The sequence below is a fragment of the Paenibacillus liaoningensis genome, assembly GCF_059609455.1.
On record NZ_JCAALU010000025.1, the window covers coordinates 19417 to 37009 of the forward strand.

A 17593-nucleotide genomic window follows, 5' to 3' on the forward strand; every position below is an offset into this window, starting at 1 on the left:
CTCTCCTTCGCACATGTCTCCCAAAGGCGCCTGAGAGCCATCCGAGTTATTGTAAACGCTTTATAATCTCTATTGTAAGCATTAAAATAGTCTACATCTAAGCATATTCGCAGAAAAAATGTGCAATTTCGATCATTTATTTTTGTGCGCTCATTGAATTCGGCAGTGCTTTCACCTATAATCAACTCAAATTAACGTAATGGGAACGAGAGTGTGGAATATGCCTAGAAAAAAGAAGCCCGTCATCGAATACCGCCACTACAGCTTGCCGATCAACTTCCCTGTTCTGCTGTTAAGCGGGGAACGCTGGCGAATTTCGGATATCAAAAGCGAGCATCTTCATTTCCATAACCACTTGGAGATCGGTATTTGCCATTCGGATAGCGGCAGCATGGAGATCAAAGGAGAAACGGTACCTTTCAAGGCAGGCGATGTGACCTTCCTTCCCAGATATCTTCCCCACACCACGTATAGCTCGCCTAATGAAGCTAGTCTATGGTCCTATCTCTTTTTTTCACCGGAGGATCTGTTTCAGCAAACCTTTAAGAGTGCTTACAGCAGCTTCGAGCCGAACCTGTGGAGGGTCCAGGGAAAGCACTGTATTTTAAATAAGGAGCAGTATCCCAAAATCTATTCCCTTGCCACGTCGGTTGTAGAGGAATTGAAGCAGCAAAATCCGTACTATCAGGAAAGTGCCTACGGCTTATTGTTATCCCTTTACATAGAGCTCATTAGAATTCATTCCACGAATGAAATGCTGGCCGAACAAGAAACGGAACAAGGTCTGAAGGGCGATTTTGTCATCTCTCCAGCACTGGAATATATCACGACAAACTATATGACCCCTATTACCATCGATTTTCTGGCCGATCTATGCCACTTAAGCACCACCCATTTCCGCAGAAAATTCCATGAAATCATGGGCAGCGCTCCTCTTGATTTTCTGAACAGCACCCGGATCGAAGAGGCCTGCAAGCTGTTGAAAAGCTCAGATTTTTCGATCCTTTCGATCTCCGAGCAGGTCGGCTTTCATTCCATTTCCAGCTTCAATCGCTGCTTCTCCAAGCTTATGGGAGCATCTCCAAAAGAATGGCGTAAAGGAGCTAAATCCGAAGCACAATCGGCCAAGGCGTCGATTTTGGAGTTAACGGGGTGGGTTTGAGGTGGTAGTAACAGGGGCAGGGTATCATGTGGTAATAATCGATTGACCGCTGGCAGACAAGCAGTATTTTCACGACAAGGAGGACATTTATGGACATCCCCAGAGGCACCTACGGCTTTCGGTTTGCTGAAGATAAGGAGCTGCAGTTGTGCGTATTATATGCGGCCGGATATGATGCTATCACCGATCCCTCTTACCGCTGGGACGGCCTGGAGCGGAATGATGGGCCTCTTCTGTTGTTCCAATACACTATTTCCGGTGAAGGCGTGTTTGAGTCGGAAAACCGGACTCACCGGGTCACTGCCGGGCAGGCTTTTCTCGCTGAAATTCCCGGACCCCACCGCTATTACTACCATCCGGATTCAAAAGAGCCCTGGCAATTCCTGTTCCTGCTGTTCCGGCCCAACCTGATTTTGCCCCATTGGCGCAAATTTTTGCGTGTTGCGGGGGAAGTTCCCCATTTGCCCACAGACTGTGCGCCAGTCCGGCTGTCGCGGATGATTGTGGTTGATGCGGGAGCAGGAAGAATCTCAGATCCGCTGATTGCGTCGTCTTGCGTTTATCAGTTCGTGACAGAACTGGCCAGAATGCAGGTAACCACTCTGCGAGACAGGGACAACTGGTCAAAGAATATAAGGCTCGCAGCCGAATTTATAGAACACAACTATTCACGGATGATCAGTATCGATCAGCTTTCCGAGCATGTCTCCCTGTCCAAATATCACCTGATCCGCCGGTTTTCGGCTAGTACGGGCCTGACACCCGGCGCTTATTTGACCCGCGTGCGCACGGAGAAGGCCATGGAGCTGCTGCGAGGAACCAGTCTGAGCATTGAAGCCATAGCCGAGCGGATTGGCTACTCCAGCGGGAGTTATTTCATTAAGGCGTTCCGCAGCCTGACCGGGCTTACACCGGGAGAATTCCGGAGTGGGGGCGAAAGCCTAACCTACCGTAGGCTGTTTTTTGATTAACCGCAATATAGTACTATTCCACTCGTAAGATTACTATAGATATCGCTAGTCTCCTTTATTATGATGAACTTAGAAAGAGCAATAATTAATCAGTAAAGGAGCTTTACGATGAATCATAAGCTTACAGCACCAACTCCGCCGCTTGGCTGGAACAGCTGGGATTGCTATGGCGCGGCCGTAACAGAAGACGAAATCCGCGGCAATGCGGAATACATGGCAGAATATCTCAAAGACTTCGGCTGGAGCTACATTACCGTCGATATTCAATGGTACGAGCCCTTTGCGAATTCTTCACAATACCGTCCATTCGTTCCGCTGGTGATGGATGAATATTCCCGGCTGATGCCTGCCGAGAACCGATTTCCTTCCGCAACGGGCGGCCAGGGCTTCAAACCATTAGCCGATTATGTCCATAGTCTTGGACTGCAATTCGGCATTCATATTATGCGCGGCATTCCGCGGCAGGCCGCTCACGCCGCTACCCCTATCTTAGGTACAGCCGCGACAGCACGCGATATTGCGCATACGAACTCCATCTGCCCATGGAATACGGATATGTACGGCGTAGATGCGTCAAAGGAAGGGGCTCAGGCCTATTACGATTCTCTCTTTCAATTGTACGCAGAGTGGGGTGTCGACCTGGTGAAGGTAGACGACATCGCCGCTTCCAGGCTGTACGACACTCATCAGCCGGAGATAGCCCTGATCTCCAAGGCGATTGAGCGCTGCGGCCGGCCCATGGTGCTGAGCCTTTCTCCTGGTCCTGCTCCGGTGGAATACGCGGAGTTCTTCACCGAGCATGCCAACATGTGGCGGGTTACGGACGATTTCTGGGATCTATGGCCGCTGCTGCTGGATATGTTCGACCGCTGCCGGAAATGGCAAGGCGTCCCGGAGGCTGGCTGTTGGCCGGACTGCGACATGCTGCCCCTCGGGCACATCGGCATCCGCTCGGTGGATGGCGGCGGGGCGGACCGTTGGACCAGGTTCACACGCGATGAGCAGTTGACGATGATGTCGCTCTGGAGCATCTTCCGCTCGCCACTTATCTTCGGTGGTGAACTGCGGGATAACGATGACTGGACGCTTTCGCTGCTTACCAACCGCGAGGTTCTGCGCATGCACCGGGAGAGCCATGGAGCCAAGGAAGCCCTCTGCCAGGGAGATCTCATCGTCTGGACAGCCGAACACACCGATGGCGCCCGCTATGCTGCCGTATTCAACGTTGGCGAGAACCCGTTGCCTCTGAATCTGGCCATTGAGCAAATCGGCCTGACCAGCGTTACTGAAGGCACAGAGCTGTGGAGCGGAGAGCCAGCTGAGTTAAAAGCAGGCTCGCTGCAGGCCACGATACAGCCGCACGGTGTACGCCTCTATCGATTCGTCTAAGAGTTCAACAACAAAAACAACAAAAAGAGATCTGCTGTCATAAGCCGGATCTCTTTTTTTATTTCTAATTTTTCATCCATCAGATTATCGAATTAATAATCTTCGTTCAGGTGAACGCGGATTACAATATCCTGATCGTGATTGCCGAATCCCGAACCATAGAGGGTCAACCCTCCTGCATTAACAGCATGCTCATCAACGGCGAAACGAAGCGTCCAGAACGGTTCCTGCAGCTTAATATCCGCGAGGGTCACATCCGACATACGTTCTTCATCCATAAATGTACCCGCTCGGTCAATTCGAATCGTCTTCAATAGCCCGTATTGATTCACATTCCGATGCCACCATTCAGGTGTAAGTCTCCCCCTCGCAGCTCTTCCAAAGTCAGCCGGACTAGTCCATGTGCCTAGGGAGATGCCGTTGAACGTGAACTCAATATCCGAAGGCCAATAATCTCTTAAGCCAGGCGCTTCCGAAGCAATCTCCATTGATATTTCGATGGCCTCTGCGGTTTGATTTGCAAGCAGATAGTTAGGCATTTTGTATTCAACATAGCCCCACCCAAACCACAGAATGGCGGCGTGAACCCGCTCGGGATCAAGAAAATATCTAGGGTCATCCCATACCCCGATCTCTTTCTCGAGCGTACCAAGCCCGCAAGTAGGATGGACTTCAAAAGCCGTGTAATGACCGACCGAAATACTTTGTTCTCTGACCTTCGCTGTCTGGCTGGCGAACGGCAGCTCAATCTCGACGGCTTTCTGTTTGAGAAAACACATTTTGTGCGTCCCTCCGCCCAACCGCACCCTGCGACTTCCGATGAGCCCGGCTTGTTCGAGTTTTCGGATGTGCATCGTGACGATAGAGGGACTGAGCTCTAAGTGATTCGCAATATCTTTCACGTTCATTTCGCTGTCGGCAATGAGACTCATAATTTTCCATCTAACCTCACTGGCCAACGCTTCATATAACGGTATGAACTTCGCTTCCCCGTTCGCTTTGATTATCATCATAATCTCCTGACCACATTTATTGAAATCATATATATATAAATTTAATAGAATTAACAGGAACCTTCAAGCCCAATCTATTGCAAGAATTTCAGCAATAGTGTTTAATTTCATTAGCTGCTTATCACATTAAATTCACATACATGTGAATTAACAAATGAGGAGGATATATGAAATACAATAATCCGGTTATCAAAGGATTTTATCCAGACCCTAGTGTATGCAAAGTAGAAGACACCTATTATCTTGTTTGCAGTTCCTTTCAGTACTTCCCTGGCGTACCGATTTTTGAGAGCAAGGATCTGATTAACTGGACGCAAATCGGTCATTGTCTAACCAGAGAGAGTCAGGTTCAGCTCGGCAAGGTGGGCAGCTCCGGCGGAGTTTTTGCTCCAACGATACGTTACAACAACGGAAGATTCTACATGACCACGACCAACGACACCACTCGTCAAAATTTCTATGTATGGACCGACGATATTTACGATGAATGGTCGGAGCCGATCTATGTGGAACAGGGGGGAATCGATCCCGATTTGTATTTTGAAGATGGAAAAGCCTTCTTTATGAGCAACGGGAAAGATGATAACGGGATAGGCGGCATTGTTCAGTGTGAAATTGACATTGAAACGGGCAGCAAATTGTCGCCGAGCCGCTCGATTTGGCAGGGAACAGGCGGGCGCTATTTGGAAAGCCCGCATCTATATAAAATCAATGGCCGGTATTACCTGATGGCGGCTGAAGGCGGAACGGAATATGGCCATATGGTCATCTATGCGCGGGGAGAATCTACTTCCGGACCGTTCGAAGCTTACCCGAATAATCCCGTACTAACCAACCGCAATAAGGGCGGTTATGAGCTGCAGGGGGTTGGCCATGGCGATCTGGTTCAGGATAACGAAGGAAATTGGTGGATGCTCCATCTGGGCTTCCGTCAAATCGGTCAATGGCTTACCTACCATCATCTCGGACGCGAAGTTTTCCTTACACCGGTTGCCTTCGATGAGGATGGCTGGTTTACAGCAGGGCACAACGGCACCACTCTAACGAGTTTTGACACTGATCGGAACTGGGGGCCTGTCATCCAGCAGGAGAAAAAGCTTTATACCTTCGAGAACACGGATTGGAATTTGGATTGGTGCTATCTTCGTCATCCTATTGCAGCGAATTATCTGTTAGAACCCGATAAAGCAACGCTTAAAGGGACCGCAGTGACGCTGGATATTCCAGCATCCCCGACTTTTATCGGCATAAGACAAAGAGACTTCAACGCCGTCATTTCATGCGATGTCAGCCTCACCCACGGCGAAGCCGGTATAACTCTTTATATGGATGAGAATCATCATTATGATTTGGCTATACGTAAAGCTGAAACCGGGTATATAGTTATTGAGCGTTTGAATATCGGAGATATTAAATCCATTGAATATGAAATAGATTTGGAAAGCGACAACCATGCTACTCTGATTATTCGGGCAAGTCATGAGTGCTATAGCTTCCTTATTCAAGCAAACGGCAAGGATACTCTCTTAGGCACGGCACAAACCAGATACCTATCCTCTGAGGTTGCAGGAGGCTTTACAGGCGTCCTCATCGGCTTATATGCTTATGGGGAAGAAGCTAAGGCTGAGTTCTCAAACTTCAAGTGCGAATATCTTTAAATCTCTCCTAAACATGGGTTGCTAGAAAAATGTAAAGCCGGTTATTCAGGAACATCCTGAAAACCGGCTTTTTGTTTTAATGGTATGAAATTAAAGATATGCATTGGGTTGGAGCAAATTCCCGCACCGGACTTAATCGGCAGTTAATCCTTCATATATTCCTTATCTAAAAGGAAACACCATCTTCTCTGCATTTCCGACTTCATAGGCTACCGCTTCGTCATAACCAAGACCTTTGGATTTCGTAATCATCTCTTCCTGAAGCTTGTTGAATTCAGCATCGTTCTTGGCAAAGACCATTTTCCATGAATACTCCTTAATAATCTTTCCAATTCCGTCAATCTTCTGCTGCAGCTGGGCAGGGACGGTAACCGGGGTTTCCGTCGTAAAGAACGGCTTCGAGACTTCAATCATGTTGTTCTTTACAAAATAGTCTTTCGCTGTCATTACACCCGTAGCTTCGCGCCAGCTTTTGGTAACCGGGTCCGGATTATGATTCAGCGTTGAAGGCCACAGGTTGTAGTCATACGTTTCCCCTGTATCCGGGTTGATGTTCGTCAGCTTCAGGGTCGTATTATTAATTTGATTCGTACCGTCTTTGAATGTGCCGCCACCATATTCCGCTGGTACCGGCTCGGCATTCGCCGGCAGCGCCTTCCAGCCGTATTCGGTTACGAAAGGCTTGCCGCTGCCGTCGATATCCCAGGCCAAGCCTTTCGGGCCATAGTTCGCTTCCATTACGCCTTCCGGAGAGTACAGCCAGCTCAGGAATTCCATAATGCGCTCAGGGTCCTTGGCATCCGCCCCGATTGCCCATACCCGGTTGCCGCCGTACGGGCTCTGCCCGTAAGAGGTGACTTTCTCATCGGCAAAAGGCACCAGTGCAAAGCCCTTGCCCTCAGCTGTACGTTCAGGGGTATTGTAAACGTTATCAACCCAAGGGAAGTGTGAAAATAATACTTGCCCGTCTTTGATCTTGTTGGAGACATCCGAGAATTTCTGCGTTAAGGAATCCGGATCAAGCAGCCCCATTTGATTCGCATCGTAGTAGAACTTCAAACCTTGAAGATAATATCCGTCTTCATCAAGGACGCCCTGCCATTCATCTTTATTCTGATGCGTCAGAATCATCCCTGCCGGATTCAGGCCGTCGCCTTCATTATATCCGTGAAACTGGGCAATGACTTTGGCCAGTGTCATATAGCTGCCGTCCCAGTCGGACCAGAGCGAAATACCGTAAGTCGGACGGCCGTTTTCACTCTTTGGTTCGAGCTCCTGCATTTTTTTAAGCAGTGGCAGATAATCATTCAGCGTCTTGATTTCCGGGCTTCCAAGCTGCTGGTACAAGTCCCAGCGGAGATTCGGCCCGTAATTCATCGTCGCGCCTTCGGAAGGACCTTCACCGGTTCCCACGTCAAATCCTACTCCGTATACCGCCGTGCCGCCGCCAAATTGCTTCTTGTTCGCTTCAATGGCTTCCGGGGCATTGGCCAGCAAGCCCTGACCATATTGGTTCAGCAGATCGTCCTTGGTAAAGTCCAGCAAGAGACCCGCTTTGATGGCATCCTGATAGTCTCTGCCGTTGGTGCCGAACACAACTAGATCGCCTAGATCGCCGGAGGCCATCATGGTCGCGATTTTTTGCTGTCCGCCAGCTAGATTGGAGGCGATGATGTTGAGCTTAATATTGAACTTGTCTTTCACAAGCTTGGCAAACCATCCGGGCTGCTCCCCGGCATAGTTAGCCAACATCGAGAACACATCAATGGTGATCTCTTCTCTATCTGGGTTTTCGTTGTTACCGGAAGCGGCTGGAGCCTTTGTACCGCCGTCCGCCGAATTCCCTCCATTATTATTGCTGCAGGCTGAAGTAAATACGAGCATAGCGCACATTAGGATGAGCAGCGCAGAGCCATACCATCTTTTTTTCATATTTCCAAAATCCTCCCCTGTTCATACTCTTTGGCTGTCCTTCTTGCATAAAACAGACGTTCAGTAGAAGAACTTCACCTCCTTCAAGCAATTAACATCGGCCGTTTAGCCTTTGACTGCGCCAATCATAATGCCTTTGACAAAGAATCGCTGGAAGAACGGATACACGAGCAGGATCGGCAGCACAACGACCATGGACACGGTTGTGCGGATGGAGGTCGGCGTTGCCATATTGGCCAGATCCAGATCCATCGCGCCTGTAGATTGCTTCATTAGTTGGGCAATTGAAGTCGCTTCATTCATGTAGCGGTACAGAATGAACTGAAGCGTGAACATCTTCTGATCCGTGACCAGAAATAGGGTATCCGTGAAGCTGTTCCACTGGGTGACCGACGAGAAGATTGCAATGGTTGCCAGAATCGGCGTAATCAGTGGCAATATAATACTTGTGAAAACCTTGAAATAACCGGCCCCATCTATTTGTGCAGACTCCTGCAGGGCGAGCGGCGTAGACTCCACAAAGGTTTTGACGAGAATGATAAAGAACGGCTGGACGATGAACGGCAATACATAAGCGGCAAAATTATTGGTCAGCCCCAGATTCAGCATCGTTAAATACCACGGAATCAAACCGGCGTTAAAATACATCGTAATGACCAGATAGCGGTACCAGAATTTGCGTCCCCACATTTGCTTGGTGAACAAGTATCCCAGAAAGGCGGAGGCGGCAACCGTCAAAATGGTGCCAATCACCGTACGCCCGACCGACATAAGCGCTGCCTGTCCTAGACCGGGAATTTTAAAGACATCCATGTAGTTGGTAAAATGGAGGTCTTTCGGATAGAACATAATCAGTCCTCTGCTGCTGAGGTCATTATTGCTGATCGTATTAATGAACAGATAATAAAATGGAAATACACAAATGAGCGTGATGATCGCAAACACGGCATAGTTAATGAAATGGAACAACGTAAATTTCTCTTTGGCAGGCATGATGTCGCTTCTCTCCTTTTCTGTCTGTCAGATTAAAAGATGCTGTCACCGCGGATGATTTTGGACATGCTATTCGCTACGAACAGCAGGAACAGACTAACCAGTGATTTCAGCATGCTTACAGCTGTTGCGAAACCGAAGTTCGAGTTCGTCATGCCGATGTTGTATACATACAGGTCCAGAACCTCGATATGATTCGTATTCATCGCATTCTGGAACACATAGAACTGCTCCATCCCGTTATTAATGAAGTTACCGATCGAGAGCAGCAGCAGCACGAAGAATGTAGGCATAATGCCCGGTACAGTTACATGCCACATCAACCGGAAGCGTCCGGCACCATCGACTCTTGCTGCCTCATAGATCTCCTGATCAATGCCTGTAATGGCGGCAATATACATAATCGCGCCCCAGCCTAATCCTTTCCATACACTCCACAAGGTCATCGCCATCCAGGTATGATCATCGGAGGCGAGAATATTCAGCGGCCTAGAAATCCACCCCAAGTCCAGCAGCAGGTTATTCAGAAACCCGTTATCTACCGAGAACAGCATGAAGGCAAAGGAATAAACGAGTACCCAGCTGATGAAGTTCGGCAATGTTGTAAGCGTTTGTACAATTTTCTTGAATCTAGTGCTTCTGAGTTCAACTAGAAAGACTGCGAAGATGACCGGCAAAACGGAAGTCGCAATATTTAAAGAGCTGATGGCGAAGGTGTTGCGCAGCACTCTCAGAACTTCCTGACGCTGAATTTCATTGGATATCATCGATGTGAACCAGTCAAAGCCCATGAATTCGGAAGCAGAGAGCGGAATGCCGGGCCGGTAGTCATAGAAGGCATAGATCCATCCGTAAAGCGGCAGGTACGAGAATAAAAAAGCCAGAACCAGAAATGGCAATGCCATCAGAAATAAATAGTACTTGTCTTTGCTTTGAAACCGTTTGGGGGATTTTGCATCCACCATGGTTTTACTTGCCGTATTGATGTCCATAGTTCTCCTCCACCGTTTAATTCAATTTATATACTATTAAGTAAAATATTAACATTAAAAACGTGTGCGAAGCCGCGTCCGGGCCCCAATACCAAGCAGTCTCGGGTCCAGCATTATTTTATTCCTACTATTCAAAACAATTTATGGCGCCGGAAGCTGCTCCAGCGCCACGCTGGGAACATTCATGCTGAGCTTATCGGTTCAATTCATTTACTTCCCGAGTAATCTGTTCCCCGCCTTGCTTGATCCACTCCTCAGTAAACTGGTCAAAGGCATCCAGCGGAGCTGCGCCGAGAATAATCTTCAGAAAGGTCTCCTCTTCAAGCCGCTGAAGCTTTGGCCACCTGCTTTCCATGGTTTTGGTTTGGGCATAGGTGGCACTGAATATTCCATTAATCTCGTTGTCTACCAGCGGCGAACCGCCCACCATCAAGGAGTAGCCGCGTATCCACATCGCCCTGTTTTTATCAGGAGCCCAATACTTGATATCGTATTTGTCATAAGGTCCCAATTTGACTGGGCCAATATTCCGGATATCCGATAGCAGCATTTTGTATTCGGGCTTATCCAAGAAATCCTCAGCGGTGCTGGTTCCCGCCAACACCTGCCGGAGCGCCTTCACTTCATATTCGGTCTCATCGGTCGGCGCATAAGTTAATCGTAAAGGATATTCTGTCGGGCCCCTTTCGGTTGTGAAGGTTCCCTCGCTTTCCCCAAGAACCAGATTGTTAAGAATTAACATTGCGGCTTCCGGATGCTCATATCCTTTACGGACCACGACAAATTGACTTGTGGATGTACTCATGTGAGGACGATATTCGCCATTCCGGTTCAGCGGGAGCGCATAGGCCTGCCAATTGGCCTCGGGATTGCTCCTGACTGCATCGTCTATAGGTCCATAAGGTGCCCACCACGGCGCAAAGAACATCCCCGTCTTTCCGTTCATAATGGATTCTCCCGGATCTTCTCGCACCCCCATTTCAGGATCAATGAGTCCTGCCAAATACATTTCTCTTAATTTCCCCAAAGCTTCCTTGGTTCCCGGCTGGACTGAGCCATATACCACCTTGCCGCTATCCTCCAGCCAATAGCCCGGATAGGCATCATAGGCGGCAAAGATTCCGTCAAAGCCATATAAATTGTTGGTTGAATGAAGAAAATTCGCATACAGCCTGCCCGTCAAGCTTGGTCCAGCCAATCCTATCGTATCCCGCTCGTTGTTGCCGTCCGGATCCTGTTCCACAAAGGCTTGCGCAGCCGCTTCCAGCTCTTCCATCGTTTGGGGCGGCTCCATATGCAGCTTGTCCAGCCAATCCTTGCGGATCCATAAGAGATGGACTCCATCCGCACGCAGCTGTACATTGGGGAGTGCGAGAATTTTTCCGTTAAACGTTACGCTGTTAAGCGCTTCTCCATCTGTACTGTCCACAATCCTCTTGATTACCGGAGAAGCATACGTATGATACACTTCGGTCAGATCCATGAGCTGATCGGCCTCAATCATTTCTTTTAACTCAACAGGACCTACAACCATCGCATCCGGCAAATCACCGCTGGCAATAGCCAGGCTTACTTTCTGGTTATAATTCGCCGGCGACGCTTTGAAAGAATAGTCGACGATAATATTCAAATTATTTTTGATATTTCGGGTATATTGATTATCGACAAGGGTTTCGCCCTCCAGCAGTGACTTAGTAGACTCGACGGTCGTACCAATTCTAATGGTAACGGGGCTCTCATATTTTCCGGATGAATCGGGAAGCAGCCTGGCATTTTGATCGGTGTCTGGATTGGAGCTCTTGGAGCTGCTGCACGCGCTTATAAACAGTATGATGACGATCAAAGCAATCATCCTATGTCTTCTGTTCATCTTACCTTCCCTTCCTTCAGTAAGATTGCCTTGTTACCTGAGTATACAGGATAGAAACCGCCTTCGTGGCAGAAAGCGGCTTTCAGTTTGGGTAGAGATATGGAGGAAGTTAGAGCCGCGTTAGTCGACATTTGTCCCCCTAAACATCGGACATTTGTACCCCGGATTGGGCGGATTGCCGGTACTCACTGGGGAGCATGCCTGTTTTTTCATAAAACACCCGGCTGAAGTATTTCTGATCCGTATATCCGGTATGCTCGGAAATCCATTGCATGTTTTTTTGCGTATACTGCAGGTATTCCTTGGCCTTGTCCATCCGAATAGAACGTAAATACTCATTGAAGGTCATACCGACCATGTCCTTAAAGCACTGGCTGAAATAGCTGCGGCTCATATTCACTCTTTTGGCCATTTCGGAAGCAATGACCGGATCCGCTAATTCCTCATGCATGGCCTGCACCGCTTTCGCAATGCATTCCTTGACCTCCTCCGAATATTGGGGCTTGCCAATGGCAGCAGCCAGGGATGCTCTCGCCTTACGCAGACATTCCTCCACTTCAAACCATGCACCGAAGGCTTCCGGCAGCTCGATTTGCTGCTTGGTTACCGAGGCGTAGATCCGGTTCCATCCCAGCAATAATGCATGCAGGAACGCGGTCAGTCTTGCAGGCGGCAAAGCTGCCCTTTTCAAATTCTCCAGAAATTCGTCAAACTCGGATGCTTTGTGAACCCAGACCAAGGCGAGCCCCTGCTTCTTCAGATCAGCGAGCAAATTTTCATTATCTGGCGTGGGCAAAAATGATTTATCCTGGCTTGCGTCATCCAGTTTTTGACCGGGAACGGCATCATAGAAGCGGTTATTTGTTAGCTGCACCTCATCGGTTATGACCGGAGCAGCATTCTTCGTCTTCTCTTCCAGTATTCGTCCTCTGATTCTGCTCATTACCTCATCATAGCTGTCCGTTTCCAGTTCAACCTTTGCGATATAATCAATAGCCCCCAGTCTTAGGCAATCCTGAATATATTCAAAGTCCTGATGGAGCGTCAGCACAACTATAGAGATGTGGGGATATTGCTTCCGGACGGCCCGCATCAGCTCCATACCTGACATGACAGGCATTGCCAGATCAGTGAGCAATAAATCGACCTTCTGCGCAGCGAGAAATTCCAGAGCCTTTTCACCATTCTTCGCTTCTCCCACCACTTCCATACTGTATTCCTTCCAGGGAAGCATGGATCTCAATCCTTTGCGCACCAGGTTGTCGTCATCCACAATTAAGACTTTAATCATTCGGCAGAACCTCCATGCTCGGTAATTTCAGAAAGACGGTCGTTCCTTTGCCCAATTCACTTTGGATCTCAAGACTGGCCAGACCGCCATATTGGTTCTCAATCATTCGTTTGACATAGCTCATTCCAATCCCCATCCCGGCCTTCTGCTGTTCAACCTGCTTCTGATGGAGCAGTTTCGCGATCTCCTCTTCCGAAATGCCTGCGCCATTATCATAGACAGTTATTATAATTTGTCCTTCGTCCTTCCCCACCTCCACTTGAATATATCCCTCATCATGAAGTCCATGGTAAAGGGAATTCTCCAGAATCGGCTGTAAAATAAACCGTGGAATCGCTATATCCAACACATCGTCATCCACATGGATCCGCACATCAAAGGCGAAATCATACCGGATCTGCTGGAGCGTTAAGTATTGCCTGATGGAGTCGATCTCTTCACGGATAGTGGAGACTTGTCCTCTTTTGCCCAGATTGTAATACAGCAGCTTATTGAGCGAGACCACCAGCCTGTCGATGTCCTTCTGTCCGTTCATCACGGCCAGCCAGTGGACCGTATCCAGCGTATTCATCAGAAAATGCGGGTTGATCTGGTACAGCAGCTTCTCCACCTCAAGGTCGGCTCTCCCTTTCTCTTTGACCTCCACCTCCTGGATCAGCTCAGAAATCTGGTTTTTCATATTTTGCAGCTGCTTGAGCAGGAAATCAAACTCTGGAATCTTGATACGCGGTACTTCGGCAAGTGCTGTGTTCCGCTGCGTAATGGATTTGATTTGATGATTGAACTGCTGCAGCGGAATATATACCATCTTCCACAGGAACCAGGCAATCAGCAAGCTGACGGCAAGAAACAATAAGAACAAATAGATCATTTGGATGACCCAGCGATTTTTCTCCTTGTTATATTCGTCTTTGGGAATGAGCGATACTACGCTCCACCCCTGGTTGCTGGTGCTTTCAAACCAATAATACCCGTTCAGCAGACCGGATCCATTATTGCCCCTGCTGTCATTAAAGTAATGGTTCATAGCAAAGTCAGCAGGCACATCGCTGTACGCAATCCTCTTGTCGTTATCCAAAATCAGATAATAGGAGGCATCCTCCAGTTTATTTTCAAAAATAGACGGGGTCATCTTGAAGCCTGACTCGACGTACACATACATATCATCAGGATCTCCGGGCAAATCCACCTTGCGGAGCGCCGAGATCACATATTCGTCATTATAGCGCTCATTGCTGATATGAGGCCCAAAATAAGAAATTCTAAAGTACTCAGCAAGCAGTGGCAAGCCATTTATTTCATAATCCTCTTTTACGGTAGTACTGTTGAACATGTAGGTGCCTTTAGCTTGGGAATAATACATCATGAGGCCAATGGTCGGGTTGGTAAAAGAGATCAGATTAAGCTCCGTATTAATCTCTTCCGTCAGCACAGCTCTTTCAAATTGATTATCGGAGGAGAGGAGCGAATCTACTTTTTTGCCAATGCTGCCCTGCAGCGCAAGCTGCTGGGAGACGTGATTCAAGTTGCTGATGGTTTTTTCCAAAGAGAGTTCTGCCTGCTTCAGATTACTGCGCACACTGCTCTCCAAATTGCCCGACAGAATCGAAGACATCGTATGATAAGACAGCAGCGCGACACAAATAAAAGGAACCAGGGTGCCGCTTGCAAAAATAAACATGATCCTCTTCTTCATCGTCGCCTGCTGAATATAATTCACAATCAGCTTAAACATTCCTCCCACGGACATGCCCCCTTCTTGCCACATTTACCTCCACCTATTATCGCACCTATCATTCGACAAATTAAAGGGCCATACCTGCAAGCGTTCATATGAAGTGATGCTGAATTCTTATTAACATTAATTCAAAAAACAAAAAAGCTGCCCCTAGGATGACCATCCTCATTAAATAGCAAAGTACCCCCTAACATAGAAGAGTTCCCTTGCTGGTTTTTATTATCCTCATATGGTCAAAAGAGTTCATGAAATAGAAATCAAATTATGCAACTGTTGAAATGTTAAGGTGTGCATAAAAAAACAGACCCTTTGAAGAGTCTGTTTAAGCTGGGTTTACCTTTTTCTTCCCAAGTTATGAAATTACCAGTGCAATCGGAGGAACAAAATGCAAAAAAACCTCCTACAGCTTATTAAAGATTCTGTACATAATGACAGCAGCTTCTGCTCTGGTCGCGTAGGCTTTAGGATTAAGGGTATTTCCGCTGCCGCTGACAATCCTCTCCTTCACCATAGCGGCAACATCCTCCACTGCATATGCCGCCAGCTCCGATCTGTCACCGAATTTCTGGATATCCGCGGCGCTGCCTTGTGGTATAACCACTTCAAAAATCTGAAGTGCCCTTCTGCTAAAAACCATCAGATCCTGACGGGAGATTTGTTCATTTGGATTAAAGACGTCGTTCCCTGCTCCGTTGCTGATACCCAGCTTCTTGGCAATCCCCAGTGCTTCAAAGTAGTAGTCCGATGGGCTGACATCACTAAAGTTGTCGCTGAAGTCGGCTGTAATTCCTAATGTTCTTACCAGAATAACCAGGAAATCAGCTCTTGTAATGTTAGTCCCCGGATAGAAAGACGTTTCTGAAATCCCGTTTATAATGCCCTTGGAAGCCAAAATTTCAATCGGTTTCTGAGCCCAAGGAAATATAGACGCATCATTAAAAGTCTTAAATACATAAGAAACGGCAAACTTGCTAAAGTGAGGCGTACTAAAGGTTACCATACCCGTTGCTGAGTTGTATTTAGTGTTTGATACCTTTGTGGCCTTCCCTGCCTGGTCAATATACCAGATTACAAGATACTCGTTATTCTTTTGCTCATCCTGGTTTGGCACGTAGGGAAGGGATACTTTGACCGGTGCATTTTTATTTTGCCACTCTACTGCTTTACCGTCTACGTTTATGGTCAATTCAATGATTGGTTTGTCTCCAACACTTTCTCTCAATGACGGATCCTCAATAGCTGTCTTGTCTGCCGATTCGATAAGAACGGAAATGCTGGAGCTGCCTTCTGTGAGATAGGCTTCAAAAATATTACCGGGCAATTCAACGGTTCCTATAGGTGTAATCAATTTAATAAGCTGTTTTTTGTCTCCCTGAGTAAACACACTGGACGGTAATACCGGTTCATACGCCTTGGCACCCTCCACTTGGAGTAAGATGATATCTGCTGTCTTGACACCAGTACTGTCGGGTGCCGCATTGGAAAAAGCAGTATTGATGGCTGCTGCCGTGACCTCTGCTTTCGCTATAGCCGTTGTACTATCAAGCGTTGCAGTTAGCGTTATTGAAGAACCGCTTGCTGCTGGTGCCGGTTTCAGTGTTGCTGTTGCAGTCTGAGCCGACGTTGGCATCGGTGTCGCTGTTGGCGTGGATGTTGGTATCGGCGTCGGTGTGGATACTGTATCTCCGACATTTAACACCAATTCCACAGTCTTTGCACTTCCATTCAATTCACCGATGAACTTCATTCTTGGGCTCCGTTCATCATATTCTTCCGGTATTGGCCTGGTGTAATTTGATAGGTCTTCTTATAGCTCCGGATAAAAGAACTAATATTCTTGTATTTTATTTTCTCGCTGATTTCCGATATTTTCATTTCGTCGTTTCAAGCATCACTTTGGCTATTTTCATTCGGTAGTCAGTCAAATAATCACTAAAGGATATACCGATTTCCCGTTTAAAGATGCGGCTTAAGTAAACCGGATGATAATTTAAAATCTTCGAGTACAATTCCAGCGTAATCTCCTGATCATACTGCTCATGAATCATATTCATTAGTCTGTCTGCAATTTTCACGTATTGAATCTTAGAGTTGTCAGACAGCATCTTAATTATGGGACCAAACAATTTAGATTCGAACCAATGAATGATCTCCTCCCGTGTCTGCAGTTGAAATATTTTCCCCATGTCACCTTCCCCCCCAATACTTGCTTGATTGACATACCCTGCTCTTGTACGATTTGCAGAAGTCTGGAGGCTAATTGCAGGAGCAACGTTTGATGTTCATACAAAGTACGATCCTTATAAACCAAGGTGTCTTGCGTATATTACTCTCTCCTCCAGTATCTTTAAATGGGAATATTCATAATGATCGTTAGCTGAATGATTCCCGATATCGCCATAATGAATAATAATTTCCGGACCAAGACTGATCCGCACCTTCAAAGCGTTTAAGCTTTCCCCATACGCAATAACGGTATCTGTAAGTTGTACATAAGGATTACTGATTCCAATGCTTACTTTAATCTGCAAATACTTCTCGGCGTTTATTTTTATACACTCTGCAGCCTCATACAAAATGTTCC

General features: G+C 47.4%; 14 protein-coding genes. 4 read left to right on the plus strand and 10 right to left on the minus strand.

The window, feature by feature from the left end:
* Nucleotides 1-220 precede the first annotated feature (220 nt).
* From AC6B99_RS30140 to AC6B99_RS30150, 3 genes are all read left to right on the plus strand, one after another.
* Complete coding sequence (locus tag AC6B99_RS30140) at nt 221-1162, plus strand: helix-turn-helix domain-containing protein (RefSeq protein ID WP_496664915.1); 942 nt, start codon at nt 221-223, stop codon at nt 1160-1162.
* Nucleotides 1163-1251: 89 nt separating this feature from the next.
* A complete protein-coding gene (locus AC6B99_RS30145) occupies nt 1252-2133 on the plus strand; it encodes a helix-turn-helix domain-containing protein (protein ID WP_496664916.1) in 882 nt (293 codons plus the stop codon).
* A 108-nt stretch (nt 2134-2241) separates the two neighbouring features.
* Nucleotides 2242-3522 (plus strand): glycoside hydrolase family 27 protein, encoded by a 1281-nt coding sequence (locus tag AC6B99_RS30150; RefSeq protein WP_496664917.1) that lies wholly within the window; start codon nt 2242-2244, stop codon nt 3520-3522.
* Nucleotides 3523-3614: 92 nt separating this feature from the next.
* Here the strand turns inward: AC6B99_RS30150 and AC6B99_RS30155 are convergent, their stop codons facing one another.
* Nucleotides 3615-4529 carry an ArsR/SmtB family transcription factor gene (locus AC6B99_RS30155; RefSeq protein WP_056041467.1) on the minus strand — a complete coding sequence of 305 codons (915 nt, stop codon included), beginning with the start codon at nt 4527-4529 and terminating at the stop codon, nt 3615-3617.
* A 173-nt stretch (nt 4530-4702) separates the two neighbouring features.
* On the opposite strand from AC6B99_RS30155, the gene AC6B99_RS30160 reads away from it, so the two are divergent.
* A complete protein-coding gene (locus AC6B99_RS30160; protein WP_056041073.1) occupies nt 4703-6193 on the plus strand; it encodes a glycoside hydrolase family 43 protein in 1491 nt (496 codons plus the stop codon).
* Nucleotides 6194-6355: 162 nt separating this feature from the next.
* Here the strand turns inward: AC6B99_RS30160 and AC6B99_RS30165 are convergent, their stop codons facing one another.
* The 9 genes from AC6B99_RS30165 to AC6B99_RS30205 form a co-directional block, all read right to left on the minus strand.
* Nucleotides 6356-8125: an extracellular solute-binding protein gene (locus tag AC6B99_RS30165; protein ID WP_056041071.1), complete on the minus strand. Its 1770-nt coding sequence runs from the start codon at nt 8123-8125 to the stop codon at nt 6356-6358.
* 105 nt (nt 8126-8230) lie between these two features.
* Entirely contained in the window at nt 8231-9118 is an 888-nt protein-coding gene (locus tag AC6B99_RS30170; RefSeq protein WP_046232843.1) for a carbohydrate ABC transporter permease, read from the minus strand.
* A gap of 32 nt (nt 9119-9150) precedes the next feature.
* Complete coding sequence (locus AC6B99_RS30175) at nt 9151-10110, minus strand: ABC transporter permease (protein ID WP_046232844.1); 960 nt, start codon at nt 10108-10110, stop codon at nt 9151-9153.
* A 193-nt stretch (nt 10111-10303) separates the two neighbouring features.
* Nucleotides 10304-11980 carry an extracellular solute-binding protein gene (locus AC6B99_RS30180; protein ID WP_056041069.1) on the minus strand — a complete coding sequence of 559 codons (1677 nt, stop codon included), beginning with the start codon at nt 11978-11980 and terminating at the stop codon, nt 10304-10306.
* 139 nt (nt 11981-12119) lie between these two features.
* On the minus strand, nt 12120-13271 hold the full coding sequence (locus AC6B99_RS30185; protein WP_496664918.1) for a response regulator transcription factor: 1152 nt from the start codon (nt 13269-13271) through the stop codon (nt 12120-12122).
* On the minus strand, nt 13264-15006 hold the full coding sequence (locus tag AC6B99_RS30190) for a sensor histidine kinase (protein ID WP_496664933.1): 1743 nt from the start codon (nt 15004-15006) through the stop codon (nt 13264-13266). Before AC6B99_RS30190 ends, AC6B99_RS30185 begins: the two co-directional genes overlap by 8 nt.
* Nucleotides 15007-15409: 403 nt before the next feature.
* A complete protein-coding gene (locus AC6B99_RS30195; protein ID WP_496664919.1) occupies nt 15410-16756 on the minus strand; it encodes an S-layer homology domain-containing protein in 1347 nt (448 codons plus the stop codon).
* Nucleotides 16753-16884 carry a helix-turn-helix domain-containing protein gene (locus AC6B99_RS30200; RefSeq protein ID WP_081419060.1) on the minus strand — a complete coding sequence of 44 codons (132 nt, stop codon included), beginning with the start codon at nt 16882-16884 and terminating at the stop codon, nt 16753-16755. The genes AC6B99_RS30195 and AC6B99_RS30200 overlap by 4 nt, the downstream gene beginning before the upstream one ends.
* The gene (locus AC6B99_RS30205) at nt 16881-17195 is read right to left on the minus strand and encodes a helix-turn-helix transcriptional regulator (RefSeq protein ID WP_496664920.1); all 315 of its coding nucleotides are present in this window, start codon (nt 17193-17195) and stop codon (nt 16881-16883) included. The genes AC6B99_RS30200 and AC6B99_RS30205 overlap by 4 nt, the downstream gene beginning before the upstream one ends.
* Nucleotides 17196-17593: the final 398 nt, after the last annotated feature.